General features: G+C 61.2%; 15 protein-coding genes. 13 read left to right on the forward strand and 2 right to left on the reverse strand.

Annotation, left to right across the window (positions count from 1 at the left end; translation table 11 throughout):
• Positions 1-13: 13 nt before the first annotated feature.
• From BLQ98_RS12950 to der, 3 genes are read left to right on the forward strand one after another with little or no spacing between them, the layout of a single operon-like run.
• Positions 14-727, forward strand: a complete 714-nt coding sequence (locus BLQ98_RS12950) for a tetratricopeptide repeat protein (protein ID WP_093733732.1) — start codon at positions 14-16, stop codon at positions 725-727.
• Between the two features lie 54 nt (positions 728-781).
• Positions 782-2,158 (forward strand): PQQ-like beta-propeller repeat protein, encoded by a 1,377-nt coding sequence (locus BLQ98_RS12955; protein WP_244148429.1) that lies wholly within the window; start codon positions 782-784, stop codon positions 2,156-2,158.
• 50 nt (positions 2,159-2,208) lie between these two features.
• Positions 2,209-3,684 carry a ribosome biogenesis GTPase Der gene (gene der / locus BLQ98_RS12960; protein ID WP_093733733.1) on the forward strand — a complete coding sequence of 492 codons (1,476 nt, stop codon included), beginning with the start codon at positions 2,209-2,211 and terminating at the stop codon, positions 3,682-3,684.
• A 72-nt stretch (positions 3,685-3,756) separates the two neighbouring features.
• On the opposite strand, the gene BLQ98_RS12965 is transcribed toward der, so the two are convergent.
• Positions 3,757-4,464, reverse strand: a complete 708-nt coding sequence (locus BLQ98_RS12965; protein WP_093733734.1) for a TspO-related membrane protein — start codon at positions 4,462-4,464, stop codon at positions 3,757-3,759.
• 58 nt (positions 4,465-4,522) lie between these two features.
• On the reverse strand, positions 4,523-5,815 hold the full coding sequence (serS, locus tag BLQ98_RS12970) for a serine--tRNA ligase (protein WP_093733764.1): 1,293 nt from the start codon (positions 5,813-5,815) through the stop codon (positions 4,523-4,525).
• Positions 5,816-6,080: 265 nt separating this feature from the next.
• On the opposite strand from serS, the gene yajC reads away from it, so the two are divergent.
• The 10 genes from yajC to BLQ98_RS13020 all read left to right on the forward strand — a co-directional run bounded on the left by yajC (position 6,081) and on the right by BLQ98_RS13020 (position 13,154).
• Entirely contained in the window at positions 6,081-6,359 is a 279-nt protein-coding gene (yajC, locus tag BLQ98_RS12975) for a preprotein translocase subunit YajC (RefSeq protein ID WP_093733735.1), read from the forward strand.
• Positions 6,360-6,395: 36 nt separating this feature from the next.
• Positions 6,396-8,045, forward strand: a complete 1,650-nt coding sequence (gene secD / locus BLQ98_RS12980) for a protein translocase subunit SecD (protein ID WP_093733736.1) — start codon at positions 6,396-6,398, stop codon at positions 8,043-8,045.
• 12 nt (positions 8,046-8,057) lie between these two features.
• Positions 8,058-9,026: a protein translocase subunit SecF gene (gene secF, locus BLQ98_RS12985; protein WP_093733737.1), complete on the forward strand. Its 969-nt coding sequence runs from the start codon at positions 8,058-8,060 to the stop codon at positions 9,024-9,026.
• A 169-nt stretch (positions 9,027-9,195) separates the two neighbouring features.
• Entirely contained in the window at positions 9,196-9,549 is a 354-nt protein-coding gene (locus BLQ98_RS12990; RefSeq protein ID WP_093733738.1) for an Mth938-like domain-containing protein, read from the forward strand.
• 1 nt (position 9,550) lies between these two features.
• Positions 9,551-10,168 (forward strand): heme ABC exporter ATP-binding protein CcmA, encoded by a 618-nt coding sequence (gene ccmA / locus BLQ98_RS12995; protein WP_093733739.1) that lies wholly within the window; start codon positions 9,551-9,553, stop codon positions 10,166-10,168.
• The gene (gene ccmB / locus BLQ98_RS13000; protein WP_093733740.1) at positions 10,165-10,821 is read left to right on the forward strand and encodes a heme exporter protein CcmB; all 657 of its coding nucleotides are present in this window, start codon (positions 10,165-10,167) and stop codon (positions 10,819-10,821) included. Before ccmA ends, ccmB begins: the two co-directional genes overlap by 4 nt.
• A 52-nt stretch (positions 10,822-10,873) precedes the next feature.
• Positions 10,874-11,608: a heme ABC transporter permease gene (locus BLQ98_RS13005; protein ID WP_093733741.1), complete on the forward strand. Its 735-nt coding sequence runs from the start codon at positions 10,874-10,876 to the stop codon at positions 11,606-11,608.
• Positions 11,608-11,757, forward strand: a complete 150-nt coding sequence (gene ccmD, locus BLQ98_RS13010) for a heme exporter protein CcmD (RefSeq protein WP_093733742.1) — start codon at positions 11,608-11,610, stop codon at positions 11,755-11,757. The genes BLQ98_RS13005 and ccmD overlap by 1 nt, the downstream gene beginning before the upstream one ends.
• The gene (locus BLQ98_RS13015; protein WP_093733743.1) at positions 11,750-12,289 is read left to right on the forward strand and encodes a DsbE family thiol:disulfide interchange protein; all 540 of its coding nucleotides are present in this window, start codon (positions 11,750-11,752) and stop codon (positions 12,287-12,289) included. The genes ccmD and BLQ98_RS13015 overlap by 8 nt, the downstream gene beginning before the upstream one ends.
• Before the next feature lie 142 nt (positions 12,290-12,431).
• Entirely contained in the window at positions 12,432-13,154 is a 723-nt protein-coding gene (locus BLQ98_RS13020; RefSeq protein ID WP_093733744.1) for a heme-dependent oxidative N-demethylase family protein, read from the forward strand.
• Positions 13,155-13,286 lie beyond the last annotated feature (132 nt).

Genomic DNA, 13,286 nt, shown 5'->3' on the forward strand with positions numbered 1-13,286 from the left:
GGACGGGTACCACATGAGCGATACAGACAGTTTCATCGACGAAGTTAACGACGAGGTCCGCCGCGACCGGTTCTACTTTATGCTCAAGCGTTATGGCTGGATCGCGATCCTTGCCGTGGTCCTGCTGGTCGGCGGTGCGGCGTGGAACGAATACAACAAGGCACAGACCCGCGCCGAGGCAGAAACCCTTGGCGATGCGATGTTTGCCGCGCTGTCTGCCGAAGACACCGCCGCCCGCGCCGCCGCGTTCGAAAACATCGAAGCGACGCACCCGCGGGCCGGTGTCCTGCTGGGGATGCTGCAAGCGGCAGAGCAAGCCGAAGCAGGCGAGACCGACGCAGCTGTCGCAACCTTGAACGACATCGGCCTGCATGCGGATGTGCCCGCGATCTACCGCGAAATCGCCCAGTTCAAGGCGATCACGCTGCAAGGATCGGATATGCCGGCCAATGAACGCCGTCTGGCACTGGAAAATCTGGCGCAGCCGGGCAGCAGCCTGCGCCTGCTCGCGCAAGAGCAGTTGGCCATGATCGACATCGAAGAAAACGCGCCCGAAGCGGCTATTGAACGTTATCAGGGTATCCTGAACGACGCCGATGTGACCTCGGACTTGCAACAGCGCGCCCTTCAGGTGATTGTCGCTTTGGGGGGCGATCCGGAAATGGGCACCGCAGTCCCCGCGCCGCAAACGGATACCGTGCCGGCGCTGGATGCAGACAATAACTAATCCTGCCTGATCCCTTCAGGTGACACGGACTTTAAGAGCAAAGCGAGCAGGGCCATGACCATTCTCCACAGCATCTTCACGAAACCCACGTCGACGCGCCGTGCCTCTCTTGGGATGGGGGCGGTGGTGGCATCGCTGCTGTTGTCGGCCTGCGCCGAACCAGAGGTAATCTTGCCCGGTGTGCGTCAGGATGTGCGGTCTGTGCTGCAAGGCAACGACGGGTTCACCGCACCCGCTGATCTGCCGGTGCCTGCCAACACAACGCGTGCTATTTCGTTGCCTGCCGCAACGGCCAACGCCAGCTGGTTGCAAAGCTCTGGCACCCCCAGCACGCGCGTAAGTCACCCCGCACTCGGTGCTGCCCCGCGGTTGGCGTGGTCGGCTGCCATCGGCAATGGCGACAGCCGCAAGCAACGCATCACCGCGACGCCTGTGGTGTCTGGCGGGCGCGTCTTTACGATTGATTCCGGCGCGACAGTTACCGCCACTTCGGCGTCCGGCGCGACGCTCTGGACCCGTGATCTGACACCGCAAAACGACGGGCAGGGCGATGCGACAGGCGGCGGCTTGGCGGTGGATGGTAACACGGTTTATGTCTCGCTCGGCTTTGGTTCGGTCACCGCGCTGGACGTGGATAGTGGCGGCACGCGCTGGACACAAGACATCGATGGCACCGGATCGGGTGCACCCACGGTCTTTGGCGATATGGTATACTTTACCTCCGGTGATGATACCGGCTGGGCACTGAACAAATCCGACGGTCGCGTGCAATGGCAGACCGGATCGACTGCCAGCATCAGCAACGTGCTTGGCGCACCGGCCCCGGCCATCGGATCGCAGATTGCGGTTCTGGCTTTTGGCTCGGGCGAGGTGCAGGGGCTGTTCCGTCAGGGCGGTCTTGACCGCTGGAGCACATCTGTTGTGGGCAAGCGCCCCGGCCGCGCGTTGGCCAATGTCTCTGATGTGACAAGCGCGCCGGTGATTTCTGGCGATACCGTTTACGTGGGCAACCAGTCTGGCCGTCTGGCCGCGCTGAGCCTTGGGGGTGGCGACCGTCAGTGGACCGCACGCGAAGGGGCGATCGGCCCTGTGTGGCCCGCAGGCGATAGCGTTTTCGTGGTGACCGACCTGAATGAACTGGTGCGTCTGGATGCCAGCACGGGCACGCGCATCTGGGGCACGCCGCTGCCGAATTTCGTCAAGGACAAGCCCAAGCGCCAGTCCGAGGTTTTCGGCAATTACGGTCCCATCATTGCCGGTGGCCGCGTGATCGTGGCGTCAAGCGATGGCACGCTGCGCAGCTTTGATCCGACCAACGGGGCACTGGTCGCACAAGCCGATATTCCCGGTGGCGCGACCACTGCACCGGTCGTTGCAGGGGGCGTTCTGTACGTCGTATCCGCGAAAGGGCAATTGCACGCTTTCCGTTAGGCTGCAAATAGGCTAAGCGGCAGGCTTGATCTAGTCTTCGGAGCCGTTCCATGTCCTTCACCCTCGCCATTGTGGGCCGTCCCAACGTTGGGAAATCCACGCTGTTCAACCGTCTTGTCGGTAAAAAACTGGCGTTGGTCGATGATCAGCCCGGTGTGACGCGCGATCTGCGCGAAGGGGCGGCGCGGCTTGCCGACCTGCGATTCACAATTGTAGACACCGCCGGACTTGAAGAAGTCACCGACGACAGTTTGCAGGGGCGCATGCGCCGTCTGACCGAACGTGCTGTCGATATGGCAGATATCTGCCTGTTCATGATCGACGCCCGCGTCGGGGTTACGCCGTCCGATCTGGTCTTTGCCGACATCCTGCGCAAGAAATCCGCGCATGTCATTCTTGCTGCCAATAAGGCCGAGGGCAAAGCCGCCGACGCCGGTGTGATCGAGGCGTATAGCCTTGGGCTGGGCGAACCCATTCGTATGTCTGCCGAACACGGCGAAGGGTTGAACGATCTCTACACCCATCTGATGCCGATCGCGGACAGTTTTGCAGAGCGTGCACAGACCGATGCGCCCGAGACTGACGTGGATCTGACCGAAGAAGAAGCCGAGCTGGGTGACGAAGACGCGCCAATGCCCGTGCCGACTGACGCAAAACCGCTTCAGGTTGCCGTCGTCGGGCGTCCGAACGCCGGCAAATCGACTTTGATTAACCAGATCATGGGCGAAGATCGCTTGCTGACTGGTCCCGAAGCGGGGATTACCCGCGATGCGATATCGCTGCGCACCGTCTGGGACGGCGTCCCGATGCGGATTTTTGACACTGCTGGTATGCGTAAAAAGGCGAAAATTCAGGAAAAGCTGGAAAAGCTGAGCGTGAGCGATGGTTTGCGTGCCGTCAAATTCGCCGAAGTGGTGGTTGTTCTGCTCGATGCTGAAATCCCGTTCGAACAGCAAGATTTGCGTATTGCTGACCTTGCCGAACGCGAGGGCCGCGCTGTGGTGATAGCGGTCAACAAATGGGATCTCGAGACGGACAAGCAAGGCAAGTTGAAAGATCTGCGCGAAAGCTTTGAACGTCTGTTGCCGCAATTGAAAGGTGCACCGTTGGTAACGGTCTCGGCCAAAACCGGTCGGGGGTTGGACCGCTTGCAACAAGCGATCATGCGCGCCTATGACGTCTGGAACCGCCGTATCACCACCGCGCAGCTGAACCGCTGGCTGGCGGGCATGATGGAGGCGCACCCGCCCCCCGCGCCCCAAGGCAAACGCATCAAGCTGCGCTATATGACCCAAGCCAAGACCCGTCCACCGGGGTTTGTGGTCATGTGTAGCCACCCTGATAAAGTGCCAGAAAGCTATAACCGCTATCTTGTCAACGGGTTGCGGATCGACTTTGACATGCCGGGAACGCCCATCCGTCTGTGGATGCGCGGCCAGTCGGATGCCAACCCCTATAAAGGGCGCAAGAAGGCCAAGCCGTCGAAGCTGCGCAAACATACCGATGGACATCGCAAGGACCGGTAGGGTTTTCGAGAAGTTAAAATAAAAGAACCGGCGCTTAGCCCAAGCGCCGGTTCTTTGCGTTCCAGACGCTGCTTAACCGCGTCGCCATGAACGGTAGGTCGGCAGAATCAGCGCAATCGCACCCCCCGCTGCCAGTGCCGCGACCGATGGTGCTGTCGCCATATTCGCCACAACCACAGCGACCAGCGCCCAGATCACCCCGATCCCATAGGTCGGCGCGCGCATCAGCGACGATTGCACCCCCGCCGCGATCACAATCGCCAGCCCGACAAAGACCAGCCCCGCGGTCGGGCCGCTCATCCAGCCATAGCCAGCCGCAAGCAGTCCCAGGGACACGCAAGATGCCGCGCTCAGCCACCCCGCATACAGCCCCACGGGCAGGGCGGCAAAGCCGCGATCCTCGCGTGGGGATCGAAACAGCGCGTAGAGGGCAGTGATTAGCATCACCCAGATCAGCACCGACGCCCAGACGGGGCTTGCCACCGCGACGGCAAGCCAGAAGCACCCCACAAACAGCGACAGGGCCAGCGGCAGGCGCATGTCGTGCCACAGATAATCCTCGCGGCGTTTCCACAGGCCCCAGCCCATACCAACGATCAGCCAGACATAGATTAGCCCCCAGATCGAAAACGCATAGCCTGCGGGCTGCACCGGCGGGTTGTCTTGGGGGATCGGGAATTGATCCGGCGAAAAGCCGTTAAAGCCGGACACGAAAAAAGGCGATACGGCAAAGCCGATCGCCAGCAGAAAGGTCATCAGGGCAGTAAGGGGACGGGACATCGGGCTACCTTGCGAAAAGTGGTTTCGCCTCAGATAGCCCGATGATCTCCGCATTCAATCAGCTAAGGGTGCCGTCGACGCCCAAAGTGGTCTTGCCGCCCAGATAGGGGGCCAGCACCTCGGGCAGCTTGACCGAACCATCTGCTTGCTGGCCGTTTTCCAGCACCGCGATCAGGCAGCGCCCGACGGCCAGACCAGACCCGTTCAGCGTATGTACGAACTGCGGTTTGCCACCATCTGCGGGCTTGAACCGTGCATTCATCCGACGCGCTTGAAAATCCCCAGTGGTCGAAACCGAACTGATCTCGCGGTAGGCGTTCTGACCGGGGAGCCATGCCTCGATGTCAAAGGTCCGGCGCGCGCCAAAGCCCATGTCACCGGTGCACAGGATCACGGTGCGGTACGGCACGCCCAGACGTTCCAGCATGTCTTCGGCACAGCGCAGCATACGCTTTTGTTCGTCGTCCGATTGATCGGGGTGGGTGACCGACACCATCTCGACCTTCTCGAATTGGTGCTGGCGCAGCATACCCGATGTGTCGCGGCCCGCGCTGCCTGCCTCGGAACGGAAGCACAGGGTGTGGGCGGTCATCCGGCGGGGCAGGGCAGCTTCGTCGAGCACATCCCCCGCCACCGAATAGGTCAGCGTCACTTCGGAGGTGGGGATCAGCCACCAGCCGTTGGTGGTCTGATAGCTGTCGTCGCCGAACTTGGGCAGCTTGTCAGTGCCATACATCGCCTCGTCGCGTACCAGAACCGGCGTCATATATTCTGTCAGCCCGTTGTGATCGACATGGGTGTCGATCATGAACTGTGCCAGCGCGCGGTGTACCCGTGCCAAGGCTCCTTTCAGCATGACGAACCGCGCGCCGGAAGTTTTCGCGGCGGTTTCGAAATCCATCGACGCCGCGACGCTGGCGATCTCGAAATGCTCTTTCGCGGTGAAATCAACCTCCGGCACGTCGCCCCAGCGGTTCACTTCGACATTGTCGGCTTCGTCTGCGCCGTCGGGCGCATCATCAGCGGGCAGGTTGGGGATGCGCGCCAGCATATCGGTCAGCTGCGCGTCGAGATCCTTGGCCTCTGCCTGCATGGCGGTGACTTCGGCTTTCTTGTCGCTGACCAATGTGCGCAGACGCTCAAATTCGGCCTCGTCGCCCTTGGCCTTGGCAGCGCCCACGAGCTTGGAGGCTTTGTTCTGGTCCGCTTGTGCGGTTTCAGCTGCTGAAATCTTGGCCCGCCGCGCCTCGTCCAGTGCCAGTACCTGCGCGGTCACAGGTGCGTCGCCGCGCCGTGCGAGGGCCGCGTCGAAGGCATCGGGGTTTTCGCGGATGGCTTTGATGTCGTGCATGGGCTGTTCCTTTGTCGTCCGAGTCGCATGATCTGCGTTGCGCGCGTTATGCCCGATTGTGGATCGCGGTGCCAGATGTGGTTGCGCGGGCAGGGGCAAACGGGCCTTGGATGCTTGCGCAAACAGGTAATTGCGCAGTGCGACACCGGACAGCGGTATTTCCCCCTGAACCCGCCTTGCAATGCCCTGCGTCTGACCATAGGTTCCGCCAAACTTAGACGGCAGGCCGTTTGCGGCATGCGCCCAACACAAAGGACGACCTTCCATGGAAGCCATTCAACAATTCGTACCCCTGATCCTGATCTTCGCGATCATGTATTTTCTGCTCATCCGCCCGCAGCAGAAGAAGGTCAAAGAACATAAAGCCATGGTAGAAGGCCTGCGTCGCGGCGATCAAGTGGTCACCGCTGGCGGTCTGATCGGCAAAGTTGTCAAAGTCAAAGATGACGGCGAGCTTGAAGTCGAACTGGCGGAAAACGTCAAAGTACGTGTCGTGCAGTCGACCGTCGCCACCGTTGTCTCCAAGACCGAACCAGCCAAGTAAGCGCCCCTGAGGGCGTGTCCAGAAAAGGGCAGTACCATGCTTCAGATTGATCTGTGGAAACGGGTGTTGATCATCCTCACCTGTGCCGCTGGCCTGTGGCTGGCGCTGCCCAATGCGTTCTACGGTCCCGTTGAACAGCACAATGATGCGGTGAAGGCGATTAACGTCGCCGGATCCACCCCCGAGCTTGAGGCGCAAAAAGCGCTCTGGCCCGAATGGATGCCAGAACGTCTGGTCAATCTGGGCCTCGATCTGCGCGGCGGTGCACATTTGCTGGCCGAAGTGAACGTCGAAGACGTTTACGCCAACCGGATGGAGGCCGCTTGGCCAGAAGTCCGCGATGCGTTGCGGTCGATCACACCGGTCCGCCGTGTAGAAGCCCCCACGGGCGAGCTGCGCGTGCGCATCAATGACGGCTCTGTCATGGCACAAGCGCTTGAAGCGACCCGCGCATTGGCGCGTCCGGTGCAGTCGCTGACCGGCACAGGGCAAAACGACATCGTGGTAAACGGTGCCAATGACATCATCACCATCACGCTGACCGATGCCGAGAAACAGGCCACGGACGAGCGCACGATGCAACAATCGCTGGAAATCATTCGCCGCCGTATCGACGAAGTCGGCACCCGCGAACCCACGATCCAGCGTCAGGGGTCGGACCGTATCCTTATTCAGGTGCCGGGTATCGGTTCAGCCGCCGAGCTGAAGGCGATCATCGGCACCACCGCGCAGCTGACCTTTAACCCTGTGGTCAACCGCGGCGCGAATGAAAACGCGGCACCCGGTCTAGGCAATTCCCTGTTGCCTGATGCCGAAGCGCCCGGCACCTTCTATATTGTCGAAACCGCCCCCGTGGTGACCGGCGAACAGCTGGTCGATGCGCAGCCCAGCTTTGACCAGAACGGCCGCCCCGCTGTCAGCTTCCGCTTTGACACGACGGGTGCGCGCAAGTTTGGCACCTACACGGCCGAAAACATCGGCGCGCCTTTTGCCATCGTGCTGGATGACGAAGTCATCAGCGCCCCCACTATCCAAAGCGCGATTCCCGGCGGGTCGGGGATCATTACCGGCAACTTCTCGGTCGAGGAATCGACCAATCTGGCCGTCTTGCTGCGGGCAGGGGCGTTGCCTGCCGGTCTGACCTTTGTCGAAGAACGCACCATCGGGCCGGAACTCGGTCAAGACAGCATTGACGCGGGCAAGATCGCGACCAGCGTCGCCTTTGGCGCAGTGCTATTCTTTATGTGGGCCAGCTACGGGCTGTTCGGGCTCTTTGCCAATATCGCGCTGATCATCAACGTCGGTATGATCTTTGGCCTTCTGAGCCTGATCGGTGCGACGCTGACCTTGCCCGGTATTGCGGGGATCGTTCTTACAGTGGGTATGGCGGTGGATGCCAACGTGCTGATCTTTGAACGCATCCGCGAAGAGCTGAAGACCGCCAAAGGGCCTGCCCGTGCCATCAGCCTTGGCTATGAACGCGCGCTTAGCGCCATTCTGGACGCCAACATCACGACCTTCATCATTGCAACGATCCTCTTTGTGCTCGGCTCCGGCCCTGTGCGCGGGTTTGCGGTGACGCTGGGGCTTGGCATCATCACGTCGGTCTTTACGGCATATTTCGTCACACGTCTGATCGTGGTGTTCTGGTTTGAACGTCGCCGTCCCAAGACAATCACGGTATAGGAACCTCACGTCATGCGTCTGAGACTGATCCCCGACGATACGAATATCGACTTTTTCAAACATGCCAAATTGACCTTTGGTGCGTCCTGTGTGGCGGTGCTGCTGGCCTTGGCTGTGTGGTTCACCATGGGTCTGAACTACGGCATCGACTTCCGTGGCGGTACGACCCTGCGCACGCAAAGCGACGCAGCCGTGGACGTCGCGGCCTACCGCGAGGCGCTGGCACCGCTTGAGCTTGGCGATGTGTCCATCTCCGAAGTGTTCGACCCCGCGAGCGACAGCACCAAACATGTCGCCATGGTGCGCATCCAAGCGCAAGAGGGCGAAGAGGCCGCATCCCCCGAGATGATCCAGAACGTCGAGCAGGCGTTGCAGACTGTTGCCCCGAACATCGTCTTCACTTCGGTTGAATCCGTTGGCCCCAAAGTATCGGGCGAACTGATCCAGACGGCGTTTCTGGCGGTTGCCGCGTCGCTTGGCGCGATCCTGATCTACATCTGGCTAAGGTTCGAATGGCAGTTTTCGGTCGGCGCTGTGGCGGCACTGTTCCACGATGTTGTGTTGACCATCGGCGTGTTCTCGATCTTGCAAATCCGCTTTGACCTGCCGGTGATTGCGGCGATCCTGACCATCATCGGGTATTCGATCAACGATACAGTGGTGATCTTTGACCGGCTGCGTGAAAACCTGCGCAAGTACAAGAAACGTGACCTGCGCGAGATCATGAACCTCAGCGTTAACGAAACCCTAAGCCGGACCTTGATGACATCGGGCACCACCTTGCTCGCACTCATCGCGCTGCTGGTTCTGGGCGGCGATGTGATCCGCGGCTTTGTCTTCGCGATCACATGGGGCGTTGTCGTGGGGACATATTCTTCGGTCTACGTCGCCAAGAACGTCGTGTTGTTCTTGGGCGTCAAGCGCGACTGGTCCAAGAAGGACGGCAACAATACGGGTCAATACGCCAACATCGACGCGTAAAGCGTCTAGCTGCCAGCGGGGGTGTTCCCCGCGCTGGTAGCGCAGCCCGCGCCATCATCCGCCGCGACGTCATGCGCTTGCGCGACCGCCCCGTTCCGCCGCCAGTTAACCTGTATTCTGCGCGCTTGATCGGCTATGGTGGCGCAGCCGCTGCCCAAAGGAGAACATCATGCGTTTGAACGAGGTCGTGTATTCGGATGCCAAACCCGTCGAAGGCTATGGCCCCGGCTTCTTTCGTATCGGGGGCGAGGTGTATAAGGGGCCGGTGATCGCAGGGGACTCCGGCGTGTCACCTTGGGCCGGTTTTGATGATCATGCGCCGCTGCTGGCGTTGGCGGGCAAGATCGATATCCTGTTCATTGGTACGGGCACCGAGATCAGCCATATCCCCGCCGACCTGCGCAGCGTATTGGAAGACGCAGGTATCGGCGTCGACGTAATGTCGTCCCCCGCAGCGGCGCGCACCTATAACGTCTTGCTGAGCGAAGGCCGTCGCATCGCCTTGGCCCTGATCCCTGTCTGACATGACCTTGCGTGTCACCGACCTTGCTGTTGCGCGCGGTGGCGTGCCTGTGCTGGACGGGGTTACTTTTGCGGTTGCGCCGGGAACGGCCCTGATCCTGCGCGGGCCAAACGGTGCAGGCAAGACAACGCTTCTGCGCTGCATCGCGGGGCTGCAACCGCCCTTGTCCGGCCGCATCGACGGTGCCGAAGAAACCATCGCCTATGCGGGCCATGCGGACGGGTTAAAGGCGATGCTTAGCGTGCGCGAAAACCTTGAATTCTGGGCGCAGGTTTTTGGTCAAACGGATATTGCGCCAGCCCTGATCGCCTATGACCTCGAACCGCTGCAAAATCGGCTGGCAGGTACGCTTTCGGCGGGGCAAAAACGCCGTCTGGGTTTGGCACGACTGATGGTGACGGGGCGGCCCGTCTGGGTGCTGGACGAACCGACGGTGTCGCTGGATGTCGCTGCCGTTGAGCTATTCGCCGCTGCCGTGACGGCGCATCTGGCGGGCGGGGGGATGGCGCTGATCGCGACCCATATTAATCTTGGTCTAGACGCGCAAACCTTTGACATCACGCCCTTTCGCGCCAAGCTATCCCAGCGCAGCGCTGCCAGTGACGAGGCTTTCCTATGATCGCCCTGCTGCGCCGTGACCTGATGCTCGCCTTTCGGGCGGGCGGGGGCTTTGGCTTGGGGTTGGCGTTCTTCCTGATCGTGACCGTGCTGGTCCCATTCTCGGTTGGGCCGCAATCGGACCTGCTGGCAACCATCGCGCCCGGCGTGCTCTGGCTGGGGGCGCTTTTGGCCTGCCTGCTCTCGCTCGACCGGCTGCTTGCGCTGGATTTCGAGGACGGCACACTGGATCTTCTGGCCACGGCTCCGCTGCCGCTTGAGGCGGCGTTGAGTGTCAAGGCGCTGTCCCATTGGCTGACCACGGGGTTGCCGCTGGTGCTGGCCGCCCCGCTGCTGGGGGTGATGCTGAACCTCGCGCCGTCGGGCTATCTGTGGCTGGTGGCATCTTTGGGTCTGGGCACGCCCGCGCTTTCCGCAATCGGGGCCTTCGGTGCGGCGCTGACCGTCGGGATCAAACGCGGGGGCCTGTTGATGTCGCTGCTGGTGCTGCCGCTGTATGTCCCGACGCTTATTTTCGGCGCAGAGACCGCGCGTCGTGGCGCTATGGGGCTGGATGCCACAACCCCGCTGATCCTGCTGGCAGGTATTACCTTTGGCACCATCGCGCTGATGCCGTTTGCCTCTGCCGCAGTTTTGCGGATGACCTTAAGGTGAGTGTGCGCTTTTGACCATTGAGTGCCAATTAACGGAGCGATAGAACCCCGCCATGTCTTTATGGGAATACGCCAATCCGGTGAAATTTTTGGGCCTCTCGGCCCGTGTGCAACCCTTTGTCTGGGGCGGCGCTGGCTTATGTCTGGCGGTTGGCCTGCTTTGGGGGTTCTTCGCCACGCCCGATGACTACCGGCAGGGATCAACGGTCAAGATTATCTATCTGCATGTGCCCGCTGCGCTGATGGCGATCAATGCGTGGTTCATGATGCTGGTCGCGTCGCTGATCTGGCTGATCCGCCGGCACCACGTCAGCGCGCTTGCGGCCAAAGCCGCAGCACCCGTAGGCATTCTTATGACCGTGATCGCGCTGATCACCGGCGCGATCTGGGGCCAGCCGATGTGGGGCACGTGGTGGGCGTGGGATCCGCGGCTGACATCGTTTTTGATCCTGTTCCTGTTCTATCTTGGCTATATCGCCCTGTGGGAGGCCGTCGAAGACCCCGACACCGCGGCGGACCTGACGGCAGTGCTTTGTCTAGTGGGGTCGGTCTTTGCGGTGCTGTCGCGCTATGCGGTCAAGTTCTGGAATCAGGGTCTGCATCAAGGCACCTCTGTCCCGCTGGCGACCGGCGGGCGCACCGTGTCGGATGTTTTTTTCTACCCGTTGCTGATCAGCATGATCGGCTTTGGCCTGCTGTTTCTGGCACTGGTGCTGTACCGGACAGGAACCGAAATCCGCCTGCGCCGCGCCCGTGCGTTGCTGGCCCGCAGTGAAAGAGGGGCATGATGCCAGACCTTGGAAAATACGCCGCCGAAGTCCTTGCGGCCTATGGCGTGTCGCTGCTGCTGCTGGCAGGGCTCGTGGTGCTTAGCCTGCGCAAGGGGCGCAAGGCCCGCGCGACACTGGCCGAAGTAGAGGGACGTAAACATGGGTAAAATCTCTCCGCTGATGATCGCGCCACCGCTGGTGTTTGCAGGCTTTGTGGCACTTGCCGCCTTTGGGATGTTCCGCGCCGATCCCGAGGGGCTGCCCTCTACGCTGGTCGGGCAAATGGCCCCCGCGCTGCCGGAAAAACCGCTCGAAGGGTTTCCTGCCGCCGCGCCGGACGTGCTGACCAATGGTGAAGTGACGCTGGTGAACTTCTGGGCCAGCTGGTGCCCGCCGTGCCGCGCAGAGCACCCTCAATTGTTGGATATGCAAGCCCAAGGGCTGTCGATCATCGGGGTCAATTTCAAGGACCTTGTTGGTGCCGCGTCCGGTTACCTGACCGACGATGGCAGCCCGTTCGAGGGCGTTGCGTTTGATCCGCAGGGCCGCACCGCGATCAACTGGGGCGTCACTGCCCCGCCAGAGACCTTTATCATTGCAGGTGATGGCACGGTCCTGTTCCGCTATGCGGGCCCTCTGGTGGGGAGCGATTATGAACAACGCTTCCTGCCCGCGCTGCAAGACGCGCTCGGGAACTGACGCCCGCTTCCAAATGGCCCTAAATCCTCGCCGAAGGCACGGCTGAATATCCGCGCAGCGCGTCTGGGGCGCGCCGCGCTTTGATCCTGCCTCTTATTGCCCACTGACCAAACATGATCCATCTATCTGACAGGGAGAGCCCATGCCCGTGATACTGCAAACCAGATTGCCCGAACAGCAAACAGGCACGCCGGGGCTGCCGGGCACGGGGCCATGCGGCGCAGAGGATTGGCTGCTGATGGACGAAGCCTATGCCCCGCAGATGGCATATCGCGAGGCGCTGCTGGCAGAGCGACCCGAGGCGGTTTTCTATCAAAGCGAGACAGCAAAGCCTGCGGTGTCCGAGCTGTTGGAACACGCGCTCGCACTGCTGCCGCGTTTCGGCTTTGGGATCGACACAAAGGCCGTGGTCTGCCCCGATGGGCGCAAGGTTATGCTGGACCGGTCGCAACCGCTCTGGACGCTGGCGCATCTGGTACAAGAAGATCTGTGTATTCTGCAAAAGCGTGGCGATGAACATGTGCTCAATGCAGCCGCGCTGTGCTTTCCGGCGAATTGGCGGTTGGCAGATAAGATAGAGCAGCCGTTGACCGCTATTCACAGCCCGGTCGCGGAATACAACGCTGATATTGCGCGGCGCGTTCAACGTCTGTTTAACGGGGTGCGGGCAGGGCGGCCTTTGTGGCGTTTCAACAAGCTGCGCTATGCTGATGCGGACCTTCACCAGCCCCGCCGTCGCGAGACGGGCAGTGACATGCCCTTTACCCGATCAGAGCGGCAGTGCATCCTACGTCTTCCCGAAAGCGACGCGGTCGTCTTTACCATCCACACCTATGTGGTGCGTGACGGGGACACAGTTGCCTGACAACGGGCGATGTGGCCAGCGAGGGGATGTGGGCCGCATCTGCCGGCGGATGGGCTGAGAGGGCGGGATGCCTTCGGCGAGGATTTTCTGCCATTTGGAAGTAAAACGCGCGCCTTGATTAGAGGCGCGCGC

Origin of the sequence: Sulfitobacter litoralis, assembly GCF_900103185.1 — a bacterium.
Taxonomy (GTDB): domain Bacteria; phylum Pseudomonadota; class Alphaproteobacteria; order Rhodobacterales; family Rhodobacteraceae; genus Sulfitobacter; species Sulfitobacter litoralis.

Excerpts from the sequence above, each read along its gene's own strand:
- der (WP_093733733.1), top strand. The coding sequence starts at position 2,209 with ATGTCCTTCACCCTCGCCATTGTGGGCCGTCCCAACGTTGGGAAATCC.
- BLQ98_RS13005 (WP_093733741.1), top strand. The coding sequence starts at position 10,874 with ATGTCTTTATGGGAATACGCCAATCCGGTGAAATTTTTGGGCCTCTCG.
- secD (WP_093733736.1), top strand. The coding sequence starts at position 6,396 with ATGCTTCAGATTGATCTGTGGAAACGGGTGTTGATCATCCTCACCTGT.
- BLQ98_RS13020 (WP_093733744.1), top strand. The coding sequence starts at position 12,432 with ATGCCCGTGATACTGCAAACCAGATTGCCCGAACAGCAAACAGGCACG.
- BLQ98_RS12990 (WP_093733738.1), top strand. The coding sequence starts at position 9,196 with ATGCGTTTGAACGAGGTCGTGTATTCGGATGCCAAACCCGTCGAAGGC.
- ccmD (WP_093733742.1), top strand. The coding sequence starts at position 11,608 with ATGCCAGACCTTGGAAAATACGCCGCCGAAGTCCTTGCGGCCTATGGC.
- ccmB (WP_093733740.1), top strand. The coding sequence starts at position 10,165 with ATGATCGCCCTGCTGCGCCGTGACCTGATGCTCGCCTTTCGGGCGGGC.
- BLQ98_RS13015 (WP_093733743.1), top strand. The coding sequence starts at position 11,750 with ATGGGTAAAATCTCTCCGCTGATGATCGCGCCACCGCTGGTGTTTGCA.
- BLQ98_RS12965 (WP_093733734.1), bottom strand. The coding sequence starts at position 4,464 with ATGTCCCGTCCCCTTACTGCCCTGATGACCTTTCTGCTGGCGATCGGC.
- BLQ98_RS12950 (WP_093733732.1), top strand. The coding sequence starts at position 14 with ATGAGCGATACAGACAGTTTCATCGACGAAGTTAACGACGAGGTCCGC.
- yajC (WP_093733735.1), top strand. The coding sequence starts at position 6,081 with ATGGAAGCCATTCAACAATTCGTACCCCTGATCCTGATCTTCGCGATC.
- serS (WP_093733764.1), bottom strand. The coding sequence starts at position 5,815 with ATGCACGACATCAAAGCCATCCGCGAAAACCCCGATGCCTTCGACGCG.
- BLQ98_RS12955 (WP_244148429.1), top strand. The coding sequence starts at position 782 with ATGACCATTCTCCACAGCATCTTCACGAAACCCACGTCGACGCGCCGT.
- ccmA (WP_093733739.1), top strand. The coding sequence starts at position 9,551 with ATGACCTTGCGTGTCACCGACCTTGCTGTTGCGCGCGGTGGCGTGCCT.
- secF (WP_093733737.1), top strand. The coding sequence starts at position 8,058 with ATGCGTCTGAGACTGATCCCCGACGATACGAATATCGACTTTTTCAAA.